This window comes from Hyphomicrobiales bacterium (assembly GCA_016710435.1).
In the GTDB taxonomy this organism is placed as follows: Bacteria; Pseudomonadota; Alphaproteobacteria; order Rhizobiales; family Aestuariivirgaceae; genus Aestuariivirga.
In genome coordinates this window covers 1-21894 of record JADJVV010000008.1, presented here as the reverse complement: position 1 = coordinate 21894, position 21894 = coordinate 1, and the positions used below count along the sequence as shown (strand labels likewise).

Genomic DNA, 21894 nt, shown 5'->3' with positions numbered 1-21894 from the left:
GTCTCCTCCTGTGGAAAAACGGAGTGGGAGCCTTCGCCACCACTCCGCTGAATCATCGCCTAATCATCGCCTCTTGAGCTTCCCGCCCTGGCCGGTATCCAGAGAGTCCGGCTCTTCTGACGGAATAACTAGCTCGATGTTGTCAGACAGCTTCGTCCCTTCTGGGAACTCGGCCTCGAACTCTTCCCCCTCCTGCACCTTGCGGCACAGGTGAGAAATGAGCGTCTCGCGCAGGGCTCGGTATTTAGCCATGACGGTCAGGCGACAGTGAAGCCGCTCGCGTAGTACTTGCCTACGCTCACGTCGCTATCGGTGATGTTGACGGTGAACTTGCCAGCGGTAAGCGGACCAGTTGCGACCGTGAATTGCAGGCCGAAATAGCGCTGGCCGATTGGTTGCGCATTGAGATTTGCAGACGGGATCGGGATGACGATCGGCTTGCGGCCGGCGGTCAGTTCGGCCTTGCCGATCGGACTCGTCGCGCCGATGATCGTCGGCGAGCTGAGCGCGGCAGCAGCCGAGGTGATGAGTTGGAAATCCACCGTCGCCGCACCGGCCGCGGTTGCCGTCTCGTCGACGGTGATCACAGCATAGAGCTGCCGGCCCGGCCCGATATCGCGCGCCGTGCCGAGGTCGATGGTGTTGGTCGATACCGCTGAAGCGGTGACGGCTTGCGCGGCCGAGAGTTGCAGTAGTGCATCGGTCATCATGGTGGCGGCTCCTTAAGAAACGGCAGTCTCGGCGATGCCGAGTTTGTCGACGATGCGGATCGGAACCCCTTGGAACTTCAGGGTCATGATTGACTGGCCGAACTGATTGAGCGCCGGCTGCACCGAAAGCACATTCTGCGAACGGTCCAGCGACTGAATCATCAGGCCCTCAGCGATAGATCGATTCGCGTAAAAGGCCGCGCGGCCCATGTTCATATTCGGAATGCGCGCCATTGCCTTGGTCATCAGCTTGACCAGGTTGGTGGCCGCGGTCAGCGCCTGCGTACCCGTCACCCCGATCCAGTCTGACACGTCGATGTTGGCGATGCGTACCGCATACCGCCAGTCCTTGACAACCAGTCCGCAATCCCACTGGTAGAGCGAGCGTGCCGCCTGATACCAGTTGCCGGCGGCATCCTGCACCGATTCTTCCCCAAGGTCTTTGCTTGTGAGGCCAGCTTTCGACCCCTTCGGATAGGTGCTGAACACGGTTTGCTCGCCCCACACCACGAGATACATTGAGGCGTTGTCCGAGCCCGAGCCGCCTGCCAGGATGACGTTGTTACCGTTGCCGGCCGAGGTAGAACTGTACCGTGTCGACAGACCTGAGAAGGTTTTCGGATCGACCGCGACGTTGCCGTTGAAGAGCTTGTCCGTCATCTCCTGCGCCATCGACTCGAGGAACGGGGAATCTTCGGAGAGCCGGAACGCTGCGCTGTTGCCGTTGAGTTGCAGCAGCTTGGCATCGATGTGGCTGCGCGCTTCCATCATCGCACACGGCTCGGTGATCTGCGCCGTGGTGGACTTGCTCGGAGGAACCCCGGCGTTGTACTGACGCCAGTAGACCGCCGGCAAGCCGGTGCGGATCGTGACGATATGCGAGGTCGGTTGATTGGATTCGACGAATACCGGGTCTTCCAGGCAGTCGTTGGTTTGCGAGAGCAGTTCGGCGATCGGATCAACCGAACCGTCGGGCATCATGCGCTTCGAAACATCGGCCAGGGTGAGCTGACCAGTTGATAGAGTTGCCATTTTGTCGTTACCTCATCACGGGTTCATGTGCGGGAACAAGCGTTGCGCCGTGCTGCGCGCGCCATTGACTGCGCCGCCGCCATTCACAATGCTGTCCTCCTTGACTGTCTGCCCGGCCTTCCACAACATCCGGATGATTTCCGGATGGTTTGATAGGCCGGTTGCCGCGAGCAACTGCTTGAGTTGCGGCGTACCGTAGGCATCGAGGCCGCGTTCTGCAACGGCCAGGTTCTGCTTCAGGTTCTCGCCGCCGAATTCCTTGTCTTCCTTCGCTTGCGTGGCCCAGAAAGTCGCCGCAGTCTTTGCGTTCTCGGCGTGCTGCTTGGTCCGAGCGAATTCGCGGTCGAGGAATTTCTGAGCGCCGGCCTGGTCGAGGTTCAGCGCCTTCGCGTCGGCGACGAGCGCCGTCAAGTCGGCTGAGTCCTTGTCCATGCCTTCAGGAAGAGTGAAATCAGTGTACTCGGCCGGTGCCGCGGAAGTCTGCGTATCGGCCTGCTGTTGCGTGTTGTCGCCCGCTGCCGGCTCGGTGCCGGGCGCTGCGTCCATCAACGTAGTGGCGGGTGCAGTGTCAGTTTGTCCCGTTGTCGTCGTAGGTTGCGTCGTTGCTGTTGCTGCTTGATCGGTTACCGCTGCTGCTTCGTCCATTTTGTCTCGCCTCTTCGATCATCTTGGCGTAGGCATCCGGGCATGTGGTGTTGATAGATGCCAGAAGCTGCAGCCCCATGTCACGCCGTCCTTCGCGGAAGAACGTCTCGCTGTTGCCTGTGAAACTACTTTGCCAGATGCCTGCGCGCTCGAGGAATCGGTAAGCGATCCGCCGGCCGCGCGGCCCTGACATCAACCATCGAATGTCCTCTGTCTCGTTCTTTCGGTCGAGCCCGTCGCGATCGTCCTTCGCCTTGCGGTGCTGTTCCTGGCCTTCGAGGTCAAACGGGTCATGCGATGACATTAAATGCGCGCCCCTGTGTTATGGAGCCCCTCATTGCACGGTCCCCGGCGTCGAATACCCGCTGAACATGTTCATCACGTCGCCCATCTGAGACGGATCGACAGACCCGACGTTGCGCACGGTCTCACTCTGCAATTTCTGCTGTTCGGCCTGTGCGGCTTGCGCCTGCGCTTGTGCGCGCTGCTTGCGTACCAGCGCGACCTGCTCGCCCGGAATTATCATTTTCGGATCGACGCCTAGCATGTCCGAGTAGGCGTCCGCCCACTCATCAACGTCCAGCTTGTCGATGACTTCCGGCTTGATCTGCGCCACTACGCCGAGGTTCGAGACGAATCTATCGACGCTGTTCGTTCCGACCGCGCGCTGTGCTTGCGCGAGCACCGAGACGTACTCGACGTTCAGGTCCATGCCTTTCAACTCCTCAGGCACGAGCGGCAGAATTCCTGCCTTGAGCATGCGGGAGAAGGTGATGTCCACGTGCGGATCAAGGAGCTCGTTGTGGAGCGACTCTGTCACCGGCCCCAGCATCAGCAACTTTTCTTCATGCCGCTCAGCCACCTCGGTAGCTGTCATGCGCGCATCGGTCTGATTGGCAAGCATTAAGAACAGGTCGGCGTAGAAGGCCGATCTGATGCGTCCGCGCACGTCCTGGATGTCGGCCAGCAGGTGATTGAGGTCCAGCCGGATTTCGAACTGCGTGCGGATTCCGCTGTGCGGCGAAGTGGCGTCGTAGTAGGAGATTCCCCCTGGCAGCGAATCAACGCCGACGTTCTTCATCGCGGTCGGCGCCTGCAACGGCGGCTGCGACATGTAATCGATTCCCTGTCCCTTGCGCAACTGCTCCTGCTGCAACTGTTTGATGTCGCCCAACGATTCCATTCCGGGCGAATGGCCGTATATGTCGCCACCGGCCGTCTGCCAGCGCGGACAAAGCGCCGGAAAAATCTCGAATCCGGATTCACGCAGCACCTTCTGGTGATCGCATGCGACCTCGATGTAGGTCGAGGCCCACGGCATGTTCTTGGCGTCGCGTTTCGTATCGTCGCGGTCCTCGCGCGGCTGCACAATGTGGATTACCTCGCGCCAGTCGTCGACGCGGTGCCTATCCCATGCGTCCTTGATGCCGGTCGAAACGTTGGCGATACCGAACTCGCGGACGATGTTGCCCACCGTCATGCGGTACTTGCGCGCCAGAGTATTAACCATTCCACGGTTATCGGTCGCGACAGAAAATTCGCCGATCGTCAGCGGGTAGTGACGGATTACGTCGGTGTAGTCCTCGGTGAGAAAGGATGCCGCCGTGCCGAAAGCGCCAAGCTCGAGGTACATGTGCTGTAGCGCGCGATAGGTATTCGAGCGCTGGAATACCTCGCGCATCAACTGCGTGACATCAGACAACCAGATTTTCACCGGCCCATAGCGGTTCAGGTCGTGATCTGGGGTCGCCAGCTTGAACCACGGCCGCGCCGGGCTGGTCATGCCGGACATCATGCCGGCCTGTAGGGTGTAGAGCGCGCGCGTCCCGGTAGAGTCGTAGATCGCGTTGTGGCGCTTCTCGCCGCGGTTGTTGTCGGTGCAGAGAAAGCGGCCATTGCGCGGCAGCAGGTACCTGGCTATCTCCTGCCAGTGCGTCAGCCACGATGAGCGTTCCTGCTCGAGCGCCGCCCAGCGCTGAAGAATCTGCTTGCGTGAGTCTATGTAGTCCGCCATCAAGCCCCAGCAACGTGTTACGGCCGAGTGTCAGTAGGCCAGGATCGAGCCCTCCTGCGCCGGTGAGCATCGTGCCGGCAACGCCCATTTGCCCGGCTCGACGGTTGCCGCTGAGCGCGGCCGCAAAGTCAGGCTGTCTCTGATTGTTCCGACGAAGTTGTTCCTCTGCGAGCTTCGACGACTTCGCGGCTTGTGCCAGCTGCTGCGAATAGACCTGTTGCTGGTACGACGCCATAGCCTGCTGCATGCGCAACTGCTCCTGCAGTGTGGCGTTCTGCTGCGCGAGCTGCTTTTCCTGCGCCTGGCGCTGCAATTCGAGGGACTTGGCGGCTGCATCGGCTTGCGCCTGCTGTGCCGCCTGCTGTGCGGCCAGCGCGTCATTGCCGGCCTGTTGCTGCTGTCCTGCGGCCTGTTTGGTGGCATCGGCCGCGCCTTGGCCTTGGAAGACCGAAGCGGCTGTCTGCGCGATAGACAGCACGTCCTTGTACGGCTTGGCCGCGCCGTAGGCGTCCTTCAGTTGATTGATGAGCCCGGCGCCCTTGCCTCCTGCGTCGAGCTGGTCAGCCTTCAACAGGTCGCCAATGATCGAGTCAAGTGCCTGCTGTTGCTCGATGGTGTAGCCGGCGTCGACGGCGCTTGCACCGGCCGCGCCGGCCGCGCCACTCTCGAGCGCATCGGCGATGGTGAGATCGTGTATCAGCGAGTCGAGCGCGGCTTGCTGCCCTGCTGTGTAGCCGCCAGCCGCGGCGGCACCAGCCGCACCCGCTTCGGTGGCAGTCGCCGCAACCGCTGCTTCACCAGCGCCGGCGCCTCCCGTGAACAGCGTAGAGGAACTCGCGGACCCTGCTGAGCCTGCACCGAAGGCTCCACCAACGCCGGCCGTCATGATGCCGGCAGCTACCAGCGGCAACATGGACATGACCTTGTCCATGAACCCCACCTTTTCCGGAATCCAGTATTTCTCGGCGTCTTTGATGTCGTACAAAAGGCCGTACTGCGAGTCCCATGTCGCATTCTTCAGCGCCGCAGCCTGTGCGCCCGGCGCCCAGCGGTCCGGGTTATCAAACTCTCCCTGCTGGAAGACGCGCTTGGTGCCCATCTTCATCAGCCAGTTGTCTGGGTTGTAGTTGCCCAGGTCGATCGAGATGTCGTCTGGCTGCTTGCCGCGTACTGCAGACAGCAGGGTTTCCGGACTGCCACCCTTCCGGGCTGCTGCGAGCGTATCAGCGCTGAGATACTGTGCGATCGAGTCGAGATACGATGCCATGACAATCACCGGACTGTAATTCCGGTGGATTGTCGCGACCGATCAGAGAGTCATGGAGCCCCTAAACGTTCTGGTATGGGTCGTAGGCGCGGCGGGCATTTGGCTTGTTCCCCGCGGGTAAAGCGTCCTTCTTGAACACAGGGAAGGCAAACGAGAGCACCAGCGCGTCGGCCCTGTTCGGCGATGGAATGCCACGCGCCTTCATGTCCTTCTTTGCCTCGATCTGCACCTTGCCGTCGACTCGCGGAACGACTTCAGGCGCCATCAACTCGTCCCGCAGCACAGGATCATCGGGAATGCAGCCACCGGCCTTGAGCCAGTCTCGCGCCGCTTGCCACATCTCTGCGCGCTTGTTGAGGCAGCCCTGATTGGCAGAGGCGGAAGCGAACCACACCAGCAGCCAAGTACGGCCCATGCCCTGCCCGGCGCTGACGATGCCGGTACCAAAGCCGGCGTCGATGAACACAGCATCCGCCTTTTCCTCGTCTTCGTAACGGGCAATGAGGGCGGCTGCGATCAGGTCGTTGTCGTTCTTCGCCATGCGATGCAGGATGCGGAACACCAGCCCTTGCCGCAGGCCGATGACAAATTCGTCGTCTCCTTCCCATGCTGGATCGACTGTCAGGATTTTCGGCGCGAAGTCGAACTGATGCAGTTGCAACTCCTTCCCGTAGGCTGCAGAGACATCAACCTCGCTTATGAACTGCCGCGACGAGGCCGACGGGAACATGCCTCGCACTCTGACCTTGACGAAGTCTGAGTCCTCGCCGTAGTCCTGCACCCACTTGGCAATTTGCTCCTTGTTCGTGCCTTCGACCTGGCGGCTGTCGATCTGGCGAAATTGCCAACGGTGCTTTAGCCGGCGCGCGCACTCCCTGAATCGCCCTGTGTTCCGCGTCGGGTTGCCGAACGCTATCCAGATTATCTCGGTGCTTTCGTCGGTCAGCGCACCCTCTGCGACTTCCCAGACCTTGTCGGCAATGGCCGAGGCCTCGTCAAAGATCAGCACGATGCGCTTGCCCTTGTTGTGCAGGCCCGCGAATGCCTCGGTATTGTTCTCGCTCCAAGGAATGAAGTCGGCCCGCCAGGTCTTCCGATGCACCGAATCCTTCGAGGAGATCGAAGTCGACTCAACATCGAACCAGTTTGCCGTGAGCGAGAGCCGCGACCACTTGCCCACTTCCGGGCTTGTCTTGGTGCGCAACTGGGCCTCGGTGTTGGCCGTGACCATGACTTTGCAATCGTCGCAGGTCGATAGCGCCCAATTGCACAGCATGCCGATCGCGGCGGACTTCCCGATCCCGTGCCCGGACGCGACTCCAAGCATCAGCGGCTGAAAGCGCGTTGCCTTGTTGCTCAGGTGATCGCGGATAATCGCGAACGTCTCTGCTTGCCAGAGGCGGGGACCGGAATAGTCTTTCAGCTCTCCGTGTCCCCAGTCATACGCCTTTCGCGCCCACCTCTCAGGATCGCGGGCACAGAGTTTTGCCAGCTTGATCTTTGCAGATTCTGGATCGATATTCACTCGGAAAGCGCTCGTGCTAGCCGCTCTGCAAGACCTGCCGTGATATTCAAATCTACCGACTGCTTCTCCCCGTACTTCTGAGGGCACCACTTAGCCAGCAATTTAAGGCGTGTCTCGATCTGCAACTTGCGGTGCCCAAGCATGTCCTCGCGCACCTCTCTCTGCCCATCTTCTGTGACCTCGATACGGACACCTTCAAGCGGCGTGTCGGCGATATTTAGTGCCTCTTCCGCGATGGCGTCGAAGCCGATTTCACGCGCGCGCGCGATGCGTGCCGCAAACTCGGCCCGGCTCGCAATCCAAGAATACACGGTTCGCCACGCGGGCATATGTTCCTCGCGGCAAATCGCTCGAAGAGGCTCCCCATCGGCAAGGCGATTACAGATTTCAGTCGCCGCCGCTTCCGTATATGTCGACCGACGCCCGGGCTTCTTCATACCACCTCCACAGTCTTGACATCGGCGCAATGCTCCGCCCGAGTTCGGTATTTGCATACCTTCCAGACCAACCCTCGGCTGATTCGCCGCCCCTTAATCTGTGTCATGTACTTCGAGATGGTCTTGTAGCCCTTACCTTCGTCCTCGTGCATGGCGCGTATTGTATCGACATCGGCATCGGTGAGGATAGCCCGCGGGTGGCTCTCACCGATTCGCCGGCCTGACTCACTGACTCGGATCAAGCGAAAAATTGCCATTTTTCATACCTCATCAACGTCGATACCATGCACGTACTTAAGGAGGTGGAGCTTCACCCGGTACAGCGCGCTGGTTTTGGTCGCCGCGCTCTTCACGTCCTCGACGATCTTAACCCAGTCGCCGGATGCTACGCTGGCCTCGTAGCCAAAGTCGGCGTAGTAGCGCAGGGCAGGCTTCTTCTTGCCCTTCAGGACCACAGGCGGCGCCAAAACGAAAACCGGCTGAATCACAAGATTGCGGATAAATCCTGCGTCCTCGTCCTCCTTGAGCACCCGATAGCGCGCCCCTCTTTTTGAATCGAACTTGATTCCATCGACGATAGTCTTCCGGTTGCCGTATTTCGTAGCCTTAGCCGGTGCTTTTGCCACAACCTTAGCATCAGCCCGAGCCGGCGCTTTGACGCGAGACTGGGCCTTCCGGTATTCCTCTTCAGTCATGCGCATACCCCTAATCCTCCATGTGTCCAGCCGCTGCCGCCGCCCGGTACGCCTCGATCACGTCAGCCCGCAGCCTTTCAGTCGCCGCATCGCCCCGGCGTTTCCGGCAGAGATCGAAATAGGCGGCCTTTTCGGCGTTCTCAAGGGCGAGCACGTATTTGACCTCGCATGCGTGGCGTTTCGCCTCAACCTCGATCCGGGCTTTGTACTCGGCCTCTTCGCGTGATAGCCCGCCGTCGTATTCCATGATCGCAGCTCGCTCCTCGAAAAGCTCGGTGTCTATTTCATCCATGCTCATCGCTCAATAGCTACCCTGCGGACGGCGCGGACCCGGAGCTTGAGGCGCTTGAGGCTGTAAGTCTGGAGGCCGTTGTGGAAGAGCTGAAACCAGGCATAGTCAGAGGAGGAGGCGGGCTGCTCGGCTGACCAATACCAATCCTTTTCGAAGGCCTCCGGACGGTTGCCGTACAAAATGGCCTGCTCGCGCCGGGTTGGCAGTTCGCCGCCCCGCTCGGTGGCCCACTCGCAAGCCTTCTTCCAGGTGAGCGGGGCAGCAGTGCCTGGCAGCACGATAAGGTGGTGATCCTTTGATCCATTCTTGCCGAGCACGATTCCCGCATAGATTTCGCCTTCTTGCAGTTCTGGTCTCACGCTATGTACCTCCGTCCGTGACTCGTATCTTGAGCCGTCACCATCTCAGCAGACAGCAGCCGAGACAGTGCGCTGCGTATCGTATCTTTTGCGAGTTCTGGAAACACCTTGCGGTGGATATCATCGACCGAGTGGGCATAGGCGCAGTGCCGCAGCAGTTCTGGAAGGGTAGTTCTAGGGCGTGCGCGCTTCATTCAGTGTCCTTCAACGCTTCCTGCGCGTTCTTGATTGCCAGGGAAGGCAACCACTCCCCGTCTGCAACGCGCGTCAGAACCATCCTCGCCCAGTCCAGAGGATCAGGAGGTGGGGCATTAGACAGATGTTTCGCATAGGCCATAACCGACTCACGGTCCAGCCCAATACGCCGATCGATAAGCCAGTCTCGATCCTTTATGGTGGCGGCGTGCTCGATGTTTCGAAGGATTGCCGGGTCGGTACCCTGCGGCTTTGCAGGGGCGTAGTACGGTTTTTCAGGAGGCGCAGCGTCAAACCGGCTCATGGTATTTCTTCTCCCAGATTTTCAGAAAGTTCGCTTCCTTGGTGATCCACTCGAGATTGGCAACGAATACATTGCGACCGTTTCCCGGCGTTGCCTGCCCTGAAAGAAACTTGCTTGCAGAGCAAAACTTAAAGAACTTCTCCCACGTCTCAAGGTCTGGTAGTTCCCCGGATTTCCACCGCTGCCTGATTTGCGCCCTTCTGGCTTCCGATAAGCGGACCACTTTAGGCATTAACGGGCAGTGTTCGTGGTACAGATCGACTATTTTCTGGTACGGGATAGGGTCTAAACGCACCGCGTTTTGACTAATAGGCCCGTTAGGGCCTATATAAGGTTCACCTTCCTCTGCCTCTGTATACTGCTTGGGCTTACTCGGCTTATCAGTGCTTACGCTAGGCTTATTCTGCTTACTGTCACGCCAACGCTGCTGTGCCAGCCGGTTCTGTTCCCTTCGATCTTCTTCGCTCCTAATTGCCCGGTACTTCCCGTGATTCACAACGCGCCAACCCCAGGAGCGATGGTCGTCTATCTTGATGATTCTTCGCCCTTCTTCTTCTGGTGATCGGCTCTCTGGGTCGGGTGATTCGAGCACAACGATAGCCGCCTCCACTCGATCTACACTGAGGCCGGTTTCCTCGGATATTGCCCGGAAGTGCTTATCTACCACCCCATCAGCTCCGCAATGAGCCAGCAAATTTGTGAACACTAGAATCTCGTCAGAGCAACCCCGTAGCGTTCCCTGATACAGTGAAGCAAAGAGTTTAGCGTACATGTAGCGCCCTCATAATGACCATAAGCCGAGAGATATTATTATAACAATTACGCTAGATGGGTCAAGTAAAATGGCTTAAGCCACTCGGCTAACAATCAGCCGGCCGTCGCCAGTGCGGGTCCGAAAGACTCGGCCCCACTGCGTACCGTACCAGTAGGTAAGATTGCGAAGGTTGCGTAGTTCGCGCGACGTGCCGTAGAAGTCTCGAGACTGGCCGACTTCGATATCCGCAATCGCCGCCTTTACGCCGCCTGCTACCTCTATAGGGTCAGTCTTCCGAACCGGGCCGAACTCGATCATGGCAAGCCTACTTTGCCCTAAATACCCAAGCCGGACCAGACCTCGACCTTACCATCCGTCCGGTTATCGTCCCCTCCCGCATCAGCGCCAGAAGGGCGTCGTGAACCTTCCAAACCGGGGATTTTTCATCGCCTATCGCCCTCCATACTTCTCGCGTGCGGGCCGCCTCGGATCGCCCTGCCAAATAAGACAAAATTAGAGGAATAAGGTCCTCGCTCGAAGTCCACTTCGGGGAAATACGTAGCGGAGGCGGCTTTTTCCCGCAGAGTAGGCTCCTGGCGCGAGACTCGAGCGTGTCGCTCGAATTCATCGCTGCCAGTTGATCGGCAATTGAAATGGGGACGTGGGGCGAAAAAGCGATGGGTGGCGCTGGGGCTCTTCCTTGTTGTTTCACTTTCAGGCTCAATCCATTTCTGTGTTAGGGCGCCGCGCCTTTTGACGATAAGGAAAAGGGCTTATCACTACATTCTGCGGAAGCTGCTCAGCGACGCAGAACAGGCGCGGCATTGAAAAGGTGCCCGCGTGCGCCGCTACCGGGAGGGAGGAGCGGTAGAGTGGGAGGCGCACGCGGGCGAAGAGGGTGAAGCTCGCTTAGAGCAGCAGGCGAAAACTCGCTTGAGGGTGACGTATCCAGGGTTCGGAATCTCCCCGGCCCGGAATGAATAGAGCCAGCGGACAGAGACGCCGGAATCATGCGCAATCTTCCTCAAGTCGCGCGATTCAAGCCCTGCGAGCTGCTTCTTTACGGTCTTTATCATGTCGGTTTCCATACCTGAATCGTATAGCAGGATTTTGCAGGATGCAAGAAATATTTTGCAGAATTCTGCTTGACATGCGCGCAGGATTCTGCTCAAATGACTACATCAACAGCGCAACACAACCCAAGGAGGTCCGCAATGTTTGAAGGAAAAGACGTAATCATTCGCACCCATTCCGCCGGCGTCCATTTCGGCACGCTTGCGAGTCGCATCGGAAGGGAGGTAGTGCTGCACAACGCCCGCCGGATTTGGTATTGGCATGGAGCGTTTACCCTCTCTGCCGTCGCTGAGAAAGGAATCAGCAAATCCTCGAAGCTTTCGATTTCCATCCCGCATATCTTGCTCACAGAGGCCATTGAGATTATTCCGTGCAGCGAGGCAGCCGCCGCAAATCTGCGGGCGCTGAAAGCGCATGAGTAATACCGGCTCCAGCGACAGCGACGGCTACGTCGACGGCGACGGCGACGGCTACGGCTACGGCTCCGGCTCCGGCGACGGCGACGGCTCCGGCTCCGGCTACGGCGACGGCTACGGCTCCGGCTACAGCTACGGCTCCGGCTACAGCTACGGCTCCGGCTACAGCTACGGCTCCGGCTACGGCGACGGCTCCGGCTCCGGCTACGGCTCCGACGACGGCTCCGGCTCCGGCGACGGCTGAAATTCTTATTCATGCCGGAATCGATCAGCGCTGAGGAAATCATAAATGAACCTTGCAACCATCGCCACTGAGATCAACGCCGCCAGCTCCGAACTCAAGACGCTGCTGCGCGAGATCGACTCGCCGGAACGCATGATTGCCCGCGTCCAAGTGCTTTACGATGTTGCGGTGGCGCGCGGATGGTTGGACGTTGAATTCCACCTTTCGCATGCGTTGGCCGAACTGCAGGCGCAAAATGAACGTGAAGGGGAGCAATCGTGATAATGAAACTGCGCTACTGGTGGCTGCGCGCCCTAATGAATCACAGCCTTAACCTTGAGGCGGCCTACTCGATGGCGGCCGCTCAATACGGAGAAGCCGCCAGAGCGGCAATGCTTGAAGGCCGCGACTCGACCCCGCTGCTTATAGCCCAGCAGTTGTATCAGTCGATGCGCGACGCAGAGCGCGGTTTGCAGGAAGAGTATCTGGAGCGCATGAACTCTCTCCGCGATCGGCCGAGAATGCTTGAGCAGAACATTTTTTAACCACACAAGGAGATTCGCATGAAAGTAATTCGTCAAGGCGACGTATTGCTCGTCAAGGTCGCCGCCATGCCAGCCGATGTAACGGCGATCAGCCAGGACAAAGGCCGTGTCATTCTGGCGCACGGCGAGGTCACGGGGCACGCCCACCAGATCGCCGAACCGACGAAGGCAAAGCTCTGGTCTGCCGGCGCGGAGCGTTTCCTGCAAGTGATGGAAAAGACCTCGCTCAAGCATGAGGAGCATTCTGCTGCACAGCTAGATGTCGGCATTTATCATGTGGCCATCCAAACGCAATTCACCCCGCAAGAACTGCGCAGCGTGGTTGACTGACATGCGAATCGATTCCATCACTGACGAGCAAAAGTCGAGATTTGGAGAGTGGGCGCAACAATGGATTGATATCGGCCTATCTACCGAGCCGGCCAATTTTGAGGCTGCAACCGCAGCCGCCATGCGCGGATACAAACTAGCCGGCCACGAACAACCGATGGTTATTTTGCGTATGGGCAGCCCCTATGCCGCCACGGTCGGGGGAGCGATGGCTTGGCTGATACTTAAGAATGGATTGAGGGCTCAGGTCAGGGATCAGGTCGGGGATCAGGTCGGGGATCAGGTCGGGGATCAGGTCAGGGATCAGGTCGGGGATCAGGTCGGGGATCAGGTCGGGGCTCAGGTTAGGGATCAGGTCTGGGCTCAGGTCGGGGCTCAGGTCTGGGATCAGGTCGGGGATCAGGTCGGGGATCAGGTCGGGGCTCAGGTCGGGGATCAGGTCAGGGATCAGGTCAGGGATCAGGTCTGGGATCAGGTCGGGGATCAGGTCGGGGATCAGGTCAGGGCTCAGGTCGGGGATCAGGTCGGGGATCAGGTCGGGGCTCAGGTTAGGGATCAGGTCGGAGTCGCCGCCAAAGACGGGTTTAACAACTACGGATACGATGCCGTATGGGGGACAGGATTCGCATCATGGGTAAGCTTCTTCCGCGATGTCTGTGGGTTGGATGATCCTATCCTCGAAAAATTCAGCGTGCTTGAGGAGCTAGTCAAATCCTGCGGCTGGACGTGGTGGCATAGAAACGTGCTAGCAATCTCCGATCGTCCTCGCATCATCAACCGAGACGATCGGAATCGGCTGCATAGTCTGACCGGCCCTGCCATCGCATATCCGGACGGATGGGCAATCCATGCCGTTCATGGTGTGCGCGTGCCTGCTTATATTATCGAGCACCCTGAGCAGATTACGGCCAAGGCAATAGACGACGAGCCGAATGCTGAGATTCGGCGTGTCATGATCGAACTCTACGGGCTTGAGCGATACATCGTCGATAGCGGTGCAGTGGTAAAGCACGAAATCGGACCGGACTATCCAATAGCTGGGTTGCGAACAGCGAGACTGTTCAGCAAGGAGCTATCAGACGACGAGCCGATTGTATGTCTAGACATGCTAAACAGCACGCCGGAACCTGACGGCACGACAAAGCGGTACTTTATTCGAGTCGACCCCAACGCCTATGACGGGCGCGCTGCAAATGATTGCCTAGCGGCGATGGCGAGCACCTACCGTTATGCCGATGGATCTATGATGTTCGATCGGCCGGAAGACTACGCGCCTGAATTTGAATCATGATGGAGCCGGCATCGTGACCCTCAATAACTGGTACTGGCTAACGCCGAAGGGCGTCAGCACAATCCATCTCGCCTCATTGCGCCATGTCCTGCGCATGTGCGCTGGTGAAGCCGCCAAAGCCTCTTGCGAATCGGATATCCGGAAATGATGGAATTTACTAGGAGGAAAGTATGAAGCCACTTTGGGCTCAGGCACGGGAGCAGCGGATAGCCCGCCCACACGCCCTGCCGGCCGGGAAAATTGGATTTGCTTACGCCGTCACGATGCGAGGAGACGAGTGGCGCGAATATCTCACCCTCTACAGCACGACGACGTGCGAGTTCCAGTATGAGGCACAGACGCCTGACGAGAATGACCGGGTTGTGAACCGGCTCTGCATTCCCGAGCGGAATCCGCACGACTGGTTTTCGTGGAGGTCCAAGTGAACCGCTTTGGTTACGACATCGTGCATGCTCGTGGTCGAGGGATAGCAGCGTGAAGTTGGAGACGATATTCCTTAGAGCGGCTAGGATTTTGCATAATGAACCGTATTACAGTTTCGCAAACGCGATCAATCATTCTGCAACAACTGTAAATGAGCTATATGCCGCTAGAAATATGTTTCAGCGCTTCTATCCAGAAATGACAGATCTTGCTTATTGGTGGGAGAAAGAAGGAGTGCGCATACTAGCCCTCCTGTTTGCCGCAGAAATTGCAAAGGATCTCGAAAATGAACCGCTTTCAGTACGATAACGTTGATGCTGTGAATTGGTCCAGCCTTAAATATATGGCGGAATCCCCAGCCAAGTACAAGCACATGCTGACCCACAAGCGCGCGGATACGCCAGCCCTCGCATTCGGCCGCGCGATCCATACGATGGTTTTCGAGCCGGAACTGTTCAACTCAGAAATTGCGATATGGGGCGGTGAGCGGCGCCAGGGGAAGGCGTGGACAGACTTCAAGGATGCGAACATCGGGAAAACAATCTTCAGTTCGGCGGAAATTGACGAGGCGATGGCGATCGCCAGAGCGGTTCGGGCGCATCCTCTCGTTGTGCCGTATATGCAAGACGCGGGCGCGGAATACGAGTGCAGCCTAATATGGACCGACGTAAATTCCGGCCTGCAGTGCAAGGCGCGGCCAGACTGGATCGTCCCATCTGCCAGAACGCTCATCGACCTGAAGACGACGATCAGCATTGACGGGCGAAGATTCGGCGCCTTGGCCGCTCGATATATGTACCACTGCCAGATGGCTCACTACGCGGCCGGAATCCATGCCGCGCGCGGGTGGATGCCGCAGTCTATTCTCCTCGTCGCCGTGGAGAAGTCAGCGCCTTACGACGTTGGAGTATTCGAGATTGACGCCGACTCACTCTGGTACGCGACGGACGAAGTGGGCAAACTGCTGGTGCGTGTGGCAGAGTGCAGGGCGTCAGGCAGGTGGCCTGGGCGCTACACGGAGCCGCAAGCGCTGCAGTTGCCGGCCTGGGTCGGCATGGACGACGACGACGACGCCCGGATGCGTTCGGGGATAGAATTAGGAGAATGACATGGACATGGGCCTAGGATTCTTGGGGGACGTATATCACAGCCGCAGAGCTGGTCGGCAAAGAGCCGACTCTAACAATCGACCGCGTGACGCTCGAACAAGTCGAGTCGATGAAGATCGGCGACGACGACGGGAAGGGGAAGACGAAGGATAGGATCATCGTCTATTTCCGTGAGTCGCGCAGCCCGCGAGGGTGGCTCCTGAACCGGACAAACGCCGAGTGCATCAAAGAGCTGTGGGGTCGCGAGACGAACGCATGGGTCGGCCACAAACTGACCCTGTGCGTTCGCCAGGTGCGAGTCGGGCCAAAGATGGAGCCAGGAATTCGCATCAAGGGGTCACCTGAACTCGATGCGGAACGGACGTTTGATCTGAAACTCCCGCGCAAAAAGCCGATTCCTACGACATTGGCTTGCACGAAGAAGGCGCCGGAGTCTGCAAACGAGGCCCGCAACGGGGTGACGCGTGATGCCGACAGCTAACCTTTAAGGAATCACGACTATGACCAACGCAACCAAGACAGTGAGCAATTTGCCGCCATGCAAAGGAACAAATTGCGGTTGTACAGATGGATGGAGTCACTCAAAGGAATGCTTTGATGAACACGATGCAGCAACAGCGATGCCGTATGACGAACAGCGGTTGCATCACCCAGACACTGGAACAGGGTGGAAATGCTATGTTTGTGGATATGGTGGAGTGGCTAACAACTACGCGAACACGTTTTGCTCAAACTGCAGTTGTCATCGATAACAAGGAGGATATATGACCGACGCAACCAAGATCAGAGCATCCCTGATAGCCAAGGCATCAGAGGACCGGCCGTCCAGTGGGCACCATGAAGCATGGGCGCTTGGGTACCTGACCGACTGGATGGCGCACCACTGCTGCCCCACGCTGATCCGCCAGTTGCTGAACGATCTGCAGTCGGCGACACAGGAGCAGCCGAAGTGACCAAACCAAACCCACGCATCGTCGAGCCTCAAGCCGACGACGATCGCGGCATGGAGATGCTCGCCTATGCCGTCATCTACGCCTCGATCATCCTGGCGCTATGCATCGTCGCCATGCTCTACGCCGGGGCGATCGAGCTTCCCACTCCTGATCTTCGGTCGCCTGACTATTCGGCGCAGCAGGGGCCGCGGTCGTGAGTACAGACTCCGACGTTGAAGAATGGAAAGCCGCGATGGACGCAGGGGCCGATGCGATCGCCAGGAGGGAGAGAGTGCGAGGGCTTGAACGACGACTCGCTATTGAGACGGCGGTCTGGACAATCTACCAAGAATGCAAATTCGCCAGGCAGATTGACGGCGAGGACTGGTGGATCGTTCCGACATTCTTCGACGAGGAGACTCGCGAGCGTATGTGCCTCGAATACCTCGACATGAACGGCCTGATCGAGAAACGAGACATCGACGACAAGGGGCCTTGCATTCGCATTCGGCATGAGGATCTGAGATGAGCCCTCGTATTGTTTGCCAATTCTCCTGTGGTGCAGCGTCTGCAATCGCGACTAAACTCACGCTCGCCAAATACGGAGACGACTGCGTGATCGTAAATGCGTTCATTGCCGAAGAACACGCGGACAATCGGCGATTTTTTCAAGACTGCGAGAAATGGTTCGGTCGAGAAATAGTCACCCTACGAGACGCCAAATACAACGCCAGCGCGATAGAAGTCTTTGAGACTGTCGGCTTCATAAAAGGGCAGAATGGTGCCGCCTGTACTCGTCGCATCAAGCGCGGGCTGCTCGATGCATGGAAACAGCCGGGGGACGTGATGGTTCTTGGCTATACCGCAGAAGAAGTGCATCGGTATGAGGATTTCATCGAGCGGAACCCTGATCGACCGGTTCTCGTTCCTTTGATAGAACACGGTCTGACGAAGGAAGATTGCAAAGCGATGGTACAACGCGCCGGGCTAGTACTGCCGATGATGTACCGACTCGGTTACGACAACGCGAATTGCATCGGTTGCGTCAAAGGAGGTCAGGGATATTTCCGGGCGATCCGAGAAGACTTCCCCGACCAGTTCGAGAGGTTAGCGCAAGCAGAGGACAAGGTGGCCGCGCTTCACGGCGACAACGCCAGAATTCTTTTCCATCGGTCTGGCCCGCTGGAAGGGCAGCGGTTCCCGCTCCGCGAATTGCCACAAGGGGAACCATACAGAGGCGAGCCGCTTCCGTCGTGTTCGTTTTTCTGCGAGATGGCCGAACAGGAATACTCGTCATGAGCATATCGACGCAGCAGGGGGCGAGCGACAAGAATGCAAATTCATCATGCGGCTGGACGGAAATGAATGGTGGAGCCTTCAGACATTCTTCGACGACGCGACGCGCGAGCGTGTTTCAGATTGCGTCGAATACTTTGACCTTTGCGGACTGATCGAGAAACGAGACATCGACGGCAAGGGGAATTGCATTCGCATTCGGTATGAGGATATGAGATGACTCCGGACAGAAGCTCTCGCGCCGAACCAGACACCAGCGCGTTCCGACATCCATCAGACTGCCCGTTCTGCGGTAGCCGGGAAGTGGCAGTTACGGCCTTCGAGGTGCGCCGCGACAGCGCACCATCGATCTACGCCGTCCTTTGCCGAGACTGCGGCGCGCGAGGGCCAACTTCCGCCAATTGGGATGTCGGAATCGGGCATCTGGCTGCGACGATCTTGTGGAATAGCAACGCCATTCGAGGATGAAAGAAATGACCCCCGCCGATCGCGTCAAGCGCATCCTGGACAACACAGTAGGCTGCGTAGGATTATCTGAGAGAGAAATGAACATTACCAATTGCCCGCACTGCGGGGAGCGGCTGGAACCGCACGTAAGCCGGCCTGACGGATGCGTTTGCGATAATAACGAATGGAACGACCCGTACAATCTGCCGCCAGTGTGTGACAAATTCGAGGCAGACAGCGTTGGAATGAACTGCATTCGATGCGAACACGACTATGAGTGCCATGCTGAATCGCGATCTAACGTGAAGGTGAGCGGCCCGACGGCGGCATTATCGCCGGAGGGTCCGGCTCGAACGACGGGTTAGCCATAAGGAGATAGCGATGATAAAGGTGTTTAGATGCGGATGGTGCGGATCTCCAACTACAGCGCAAGGGCAGTGCCTTACGCTGGAAGAGGCGAACGCCATATATGGCGCAGATTGGGATGCCGCAGAGCAGGTGAATGGCGAGTGCTGCCCGAATGGGGACAGCCATACTACGCAAACAACCCAGACCATGCGCCTGAATGCTGCGAGGTTGCTGCTGACTAACCGGAGAAGAAACGATGAGCACGAAACAAACGATTTTGTACCGGATAGACGAAAAGACGGGTGCCGGGTTTCACCTCTACCAGGACCTCCTTGAACTTGATGACGACGGAAATTGCCCGGTGCACCTTGAGCTAAACGCAGTGCAGTTCGAAGCGGGCGCTGGATGGCTAGCTGGCGGCGGTGGAGTGGATGTCACCATCCCGAGATTGTGGGCAGAGGCGCTCGGGCTTGTGGGGAACAGCGCTGCAGCCGAAATTGAGAAGTTGCGTGGCGAGAAGTTGCGACTGGAAACCGCCATCCAGCGAACACTGGACGAGAACGGCCATCTCGCAGATGGTGACGATTGCACGCTGATACATTTGGTCCGCGCAATGCCGACGGCTGACGCTAGGCCGCTTGGCGGAGAAGGCAATGAATGAGAATGTGCAAAAAACCTGTCAAACTTGCAAAGGCGAGAAGCCGGCGACCGCCTACAGAGGCCCCCGCAGCGAGTGCAAAGCATGCGAAAGAGCAAGGCACAGGGCTTGGTACGCGGCGCAAACTGTGAAGCCGCACCAGACGATAGAAGGCGCGGCCTACTTCCGGGCATGGTACGAGGGCAACGCGAAGGCTGTGAAAGCGCGGGCGGTGGCGTGGGTCGCGGCAAACCCAGACAAGCGGCGGAACATATCCAAAGAAAACATGGCGCGGCAGCGTGACAAACTGAGCACAGCCTATGTACGACGAATGCTCGCGGCCAGCGTTGGACTGAAATCGGCTGACATTCCTCTACCGCTGGTGGAATGTCAACGTGAACTACTAAAACTGAAAAGGGCGATCAATGAAAAACGTGGATGAACTGCGCGGCCAACTGGCAGACGTGTTCGCCAAGCTGCGCGCTGGCGAGATGAATCCCGGCGAAGCGGCAGAACTTGCCAACTTGGCAGGCAAGATGATCGGGAGCGCCAAGGTGCAGGTGGAGTATTACGCGCTGCGAAAAGAGGCGCCGACCATTGCTTTCTTGCAGGCCGAGTGCTTGACGCCCCCGCCGCAGGTGACGAAATGAACATCGTTGCATGGCGCTACCGCCCGATAATGGGAGTTGACAAATTCCAGTGGAGGCTGACTGAGGTGCCGCCATGGAAGTGGGGCACAGACCTCGCGATTGAACAGCAGCCACTGTATGCAAAGAGCCCGCATGACGGAACAAACAGCGCGGACGTGATCGCGGGCCTTGAGATGGCGCTTTCACAGGCCGCAGCAATGATTGATCGCCAGCAGTATGTTATGCAGCGCGCGATGGACGCATGGGACACCACGACGCACAAGAAGAGCGGCGACGGGCGTTTGTGGCAGTGCATGGAAGAACTGCGCGGAGAGTGCGGGAAGTAAACCTAACGCTGGCGTAACCGGCGCGTAGCGAAGCGGAGCGTCCGCGTTGACGCAAATGTTAGGCATAGGAGAAACGATGAAAGCGACAGTCTGGACAAGTTGGGATGGATCAGCGGCGGACCACGACAGCTGGAAGCCAAAGTGCATCTTCAACGGGGAAATTACGGCCGTACCGAGGGAGGGGGAGTTCATTACGTTGCGGTATGGGTTTGGCGCGGAAGTTGTGCGCTCAGTCATCTACGATTTTGTGAGAGGTGAAATCGAAATCTCGGTCCGCGGGATGGACCGCGGCAACGAATACGGCCCGTGCCTGCACGATGCCTAACGCTGAGGTGAGCCGATGACAACTAGTACATCCGTAAGGTTCTGACAACCGAAAAAGGAGCGAACAGATTACACCTGAAGAAGCCGAAGTAATTGCTGGAAAGATTAGTCAGGACTACGTTAACGCCTGCAAATGCAACACGGTGCATGATGTTGCAAATGCGCTGATGATGTTGGTTAGTGTGTGCAGCCGCGGAATGTGCGCCACTGTTGGGCAGCCGGAAACGGTTAAACGACTCGAAATCGCAGCAGCATACATCGCCAAGACGCAAGATGGGCGTAACTGGCGCTCTGAGCGGGCGCATTGAAGACGCAGAACGCTTAGATCAGGCCGACGCCGAAGGCGGTCGCGCCTGGATCGCCGTGTTATGCCACGGCAACTACTTGGAGGAACTATGGGCGAAAAAACGAAGCGCAAGCACCTGAACGACTACTCACATGCCCACCGGGATATTGAGTTGACCGAGGCCGCGATAAACATACTTGAGCGAGTGAGCGGTGCGCAGACTGTAGTGAAGGCGCTGAAGCGGAAGCAGCAGGTGCATCTGCGCAGGCTCGACGCAGCGGCTGAGAAACTTGGCGCACCGTATGGGGCATAACACAGAAGTCAGCGGCGCCAGAACGGCGTCCGCTGGACTGCCGGGTTCGGCGGCTGGTGAAACGGAGAAAGGATAGACCATGAGTTGGGAAGCATGGGGAGACCCGGAAGACCCGCCAGAACTGCCTGACGGCTGGCTGTGCGAAGAAGAGGCCGAAGACCTACAACGGAGCGTGGGCGACTTGGCTATGCTGGTTGCGAAACTCGCCAGGTCGCTGCGGAAGCCGCGCCGGAACACGACCTGCCGGCAATGGCGATGGACTACTTGCGCCGCGAGGGGCTTTGCGGATCGCCATTGCGCGAGACGCCGAACCAGTATTCGACAGCCCGTGCAAGACGAACCACGAGCCAACCGGAGGAAACATAATGAGCCTCAGCGTGCGTTTGAGCAAAGTACGCGAAACAACGATTTACGCCAGTAAAATTACCCACAACCTCAACAAGATGGCTAGTGCGGCGGGGATTTACAAGCACTTGTGGAGGCCAGAAGAAATTGGCATAACAAAAGCGGCGCAGTTGATCGAGCCGCTGCGTGAAGGCTTGGCGCTGCTTCTGAGCGACCCGAGAGTTTCAGGAGTTCGACCCAGAGAATAAATGGGGCGATTACGACGGGCTGGTTGATTTTGTGCGTGCGTATCTTTCCGCGTGCGAAGAAAATCCAAACGCTACGGTGACAGCAGTCCGGTAAGTTCTAAC

At 58.1% G+C, this 21894-nt stretch carries 32 protein-coding genes and 1 pseudogene; 20 read left to right on the top strand and 13 right to left on the bottom strand.

Going from position 1 to position 21894, the window contains the following annotated elements:
* Positions 1–63: 63 nt before the first annotated feature.
* The 13 genes and pseudogenes from IPM06_17770 to IPM06_17710 form a co-directional block, all read right to left on the bottom strand.
* The gene (locus IPM06_17770; GenBank protein MBK8772252.1) at positions 64–252 is read right to left on the bottom strand and encodes a hypothetical protein; all 189 of its coding nucleotides are present in this window, start codon (positions 250–252) and stop codon (positions 64–66) included.
* 5 nt (positions 253–257) lie between these two features.
* Positions 258–710 carry a hypothetical protein gene (locus IPM06_17765; GenBank protein ID MBK8772251.1) on the bottom strand — a complete coding sequence of 151 codons (453 nt, stop codon included), beginning with the start codon at positions 708–710 and terminating at the stop codon, positions 258–260.
* A gap of 12 nt (positions 711–722) precedes the next feature.
* A complete protein-coding gene (locus IPM06_17760) occupies positions 723–1742 on the bottom strand; it encodes a hypothetical protein (GenBank protein MBK8772250.1) in 1020 nt (339 codons plus the stop codon).
* A 15-nt stretch (positions 1743–1757) separates the two neighbouring features.
* Complete coding sequence (locus IPM06_17755) at positions 1758–2387, bottom strand: hypothetical protein (protein MBK8772249.1); 630 nt, start codon at positions 2385–2387, stop codon at positions 1758–1760.
* Positions 2311–2691, bottom strand: coding sequence for an endopeptidase (locus tag IPM06_17750; GenBank protein ID MBK8772248.1), 381 nt, complete (start codon positions 2689–2691; stop codon positions 2311–2313). The genes IPM06_17755 and IPM06_17750 overlap by 77 nt, the downstream gene beginning before the upstream one ends.
* A gap of 30 nt (positions 2692–2721) precedes the next feature.
* A complete protein-coding gene (locus IPM06_17745; protein MBK8772247.1) occupies positions 2722–4401 on the bottom strand; it encodes a phage head-tail adapter protein in 1680 nt (559 codons plus the stop codon).
* Between the two features lie 1328 nt (positions 4402–5729).
* A complete protein-coding gene (locus tag IPM06_17740) occupies positions 5730–6995 on the bottom strand; it encodes a terminase (GenBank protein ID MBK8772246.1) in 1266 nt (421 codons plus the stop codon).
* 245 nt (positions 6996–7240) lie between these two features.
* Positions 7241–7609: pseudogene (locus IPM06_17735) on the bottom strand (terminase).
* Positions 7610–7890: 281 nt separating this feature from the next.
* The gene (locus IPM06_17730) at positions 7891–8325 is read right to left on the bottom strand and encodes a DUF1064 domain-containing protein (protein ID MBK8772245.1); all 435 of its coding nucleotides are present in this window, start codon (positions 8323–8325) and stop codon (positions 7891–7893) included.
* A 10-nt stretch (positions 8326–8335) separates the two neighbouring features.
* On the bottom strand, positions 8336–8623 hold the full coding sequence (locus IPM06_17725) for a hypothetical protein (protein MBK8772244.1): 288 nt from the start codon (positions 8621–8623) through the stop codon (positions 8336–8338).
* Entirely contained in the window at positions 8620–8976 is a 357-nt protein-coding gene (locus tag IPM06_17720; GenBank protein ID MBK8772243.1) for a DUF1566 domain-containing protein, read from the bottom strand. The genes IPM06_17725 and IPM06_17720 overlap by 4 nt, the downstream gene beginning before the upstream one ends.
* Before the next feature lie 190 nt (positions 8977–9166).
* The gene (locus IPM06_17715; protein MBK8772242.1) at positions 9167–9475 is read right to left on the bottom strand and encodes a hypothetical protein; all 309 of its coding nucleotides are present in this window, start codon (positions 9473–9475) and stop codon (positions 9167–9169) included.
* Entirely contained in the window at positions 9462–10247 is a 786-nt protein-coding gene (locus tag IPM06_17710) for a hypothetical protein (protein ID MBK8772241.1), read from the bottom strand. The genes IPM06_17715 and IPM06_17710 overlap by 14 nt, the downstream gene beginning before the upstream one ends.
* Positions 10248–11401: 1154 nt before the next feature.
* Here IPM06_17710 and IPM06_17705 point away from each other — a divergent pair.
* From IPM06_17705 to IPM06_17610, 20 genes are all read left to right on the top strand, one after another.
* On the top strand, positions 11402–11725 hold the full coding sequence (locus IPM06_17705; protein MBK8772240.1) for a hypothetical protein: 324 nt from the start codon (positions 11402–11404) through the stop codon (positions 11723–11725).
* Positions 11718–11963: a hypothetical protein gene (locus IPM06_17700; protein ID MBK8772239.1), complete on the top strand. Its 246-nt coding sequence runs from the start codon at positions 11718–11720 to the stop codon at positions 11961–11963. The genes IPM06_17705 and IPM06_17700 overlap by 8 nt, the downstream gene beginning before the upstream one ends.
* Positions 11964–12008: 45 nt before the next feature.
* Positions 12009–12224, top strand: coding sequence for a hypothetical protein (locus IPM06_17695; protein ID MBK8772238.1), 216 nt, complete (start codon positions 12009–12011; stop codon positions 12222–12224).
* A 2-nt stretch (positions 12225–12226) separates the two neighbouring features.
* Complete coding sequence (locus IPM06_17690) at positions 12227–12487, top strand: hypothetical protein (GenBank protein ID MBK8772237.1); 261 nt, start codon at positions 12227–12229, stop codon at positions 12485–12487.
* A gap of 18 nt (positions 12488–12505) precedes the next feature.
* Positions 12506–12817, top strand: a complete 312-nt coding sequence (locus IPM06_17685) for a hypothetical protein (GenBank protein MBK8772236.1) — start codon at positions 12506–12508, stop codon at positions 12815–12817.
* A gap of 1 nt (position 12818) precedes the next feature.
* A complete protein-coding gene (locus tag IPM06_17680) occupies positions 12819–14108 on the top strand; it encodes a hypothetical protein (GenBank protein MBK8772235.1) in 1290 nt (429 codons plus the stop codon).
* A 474-nt stretch (positions 14109–14582) separates the two neighbouring features.
* Entirely contained in the window at positions 14583–14840 is a 258-nt protein-coding gene (locus IPM06_17675; protein MBK8772234.1) for a hypothetical protein, read from the top strand.
* A complete protein-coding gene (locus tag IPM06_17670; GenBank protein MBK8772233.1) occupies positions 14818–15639 on the top strand; it encodes a PD-(D/E)XK nuclease-like domain-containing protein in 822 nt (273 codons plus the stop codon). The genes IPM06_17675 and IPM06_17670 overlap by 23 nt, the downstream gene beginning before the upstream one ends.
* Positions 15640–15725: 86 nt before the next feature.
* The gene (locus tag IPM06_17665; GenBank protein ID MBK8772232.1) at positions 15726–16121 is read left to right on the top strand and encodes a hypothetical protein; all 396 of its coding nucleotides are present in this window, start codon (positions 15726–15728) and stop codon (positions 16119–16121) included.
* A 283-nt stretch (positions 16122–16404) separates the two neighbouring features.
* Positions 16405–16593: a hypothetical protein gene (locus IPM06_17660; protein ID MBK8772231.1), complete on the top strand. Its 189-nt coding sequence runs from the start codon at positions 16405–16407 to the stop codon at positions 16591–16593.
* Positions 16590–16790 carry a hypothetical protein gene (locus IPM06_17655; protein ID MBK8772230.1) on the top strand — a complete coding sequence of 67 codons (201 nt, stop codon included), beginning with the start codon at positions 16590–16592 and terminating at the stop codon, positions 16788–16790. Before IPM06_17660 ends, IPM06_17655 begins: the two co-directional genes overlap by 4 nt.
* Positions 16787–17101: a hypothetical protein gene (locus IPM06_17650; protein ID MBK8772229.1), complete on the top strand. Its 315-nt coding sequence runs from the start codon at positions 16787–16789 to the stop codon at positions 17099–17101. Before IPM06_17655 ends, IPM06_17650 begins: the two co-directional genes overlap by 4 nt.
* A complete protein-coding gene (locus tag IPM06_17645; GenBank protein ID MBK8772228.1) occupies positions 17098–17871 on the top strand; it encodes a hypothetical protein in 774 nt (257 codons plus the stop codon). Before IPM06_17650 ends, IPM06_17645 begins: the two co-directional genes overlap by 4 nt.
* 1048 nt (positions 17872–18919) lie before the next feature.
* Positions 18920–19324: a hypothetical protein gene (locus tag IPM06_17640; GenBank protein MBK8772227.1), complete on the top strand. Its 405-nt coding sequence runs from the start codon at positions 18920–18922 to the stop codon at positions 19322–19324.
* Positions 19317–19742 (top strand): hypothetical protein, encoded by a 426-nt coding sequence (locus IPM06_17635; GenBank protein ID MBK8772226.1) that lies wholly within the window; start codon positions 19317–19319, stop codon positions 19740–19742. Before IPM06_17640 ends, IPM06_17635 begins: the two co-directional genes overlap by 8 nt.
* A complete protein-coding gene (locus tag IPM06_17630) occupies positions 19726–19950 on the top strand; it encodes a hypothetical protein (protein ID MBK8772225.1) in 225 nt (74 codons plus the stop codon). Before IPM06_17635 ends, IPM06_17630 begins: the two co-directional genes overlap by 17 nt.
* Positions 19947–20276 carry a hypothetical protein gene (locus IPM06_17625; protein MBK8772224.1) on the top strand — a complete coding sequence of 110 codons (330 nt, stop codon included), beginning with the start codon at positions 19947–19949 and terminating at the stop codon, positions 20274–20276. The genes IPM06_17630 and IPM06_17625 overlap by 4 nt, the downstream gene beginning before the upstream one ends.
* 76 nt (positions 20277–20352) lie before the next feature.
* Positions 20353–20601 (top strand): hypothetical protein, encoded by a 249-nt coding sequence (locus tag IPM06_17620; GenBank protein MBK8772223.1) that lies wholly within the window; start codon positions 20353–20355, stop codon positions 20599–20601.
* A gap of 394 nt (positions 20602–20995) precedes the next feature.
* Positions 20996–21199, top strand: coding sequence for a hypothetical protein (locus IPM06_17615; GenBank protein MBK8772222.1), 204 nt, complete (start codon positions 20996–20998; stop codon positions 21197–21199).
* Between the two features lie 365 nt (positions 21200–21564).
* Positions 21565–21792: a hypothetical protein gene (locus tag IPM06_17610; GenBank protein ID MBK8772221.1), complete on the top strand. Its 228-nt coding sequence runs from the start codon at positions 21565–21567 to the stop codon at positions 21790–21792.
* Positions 21793–21894: the final 102 nt, after the last annotated feature.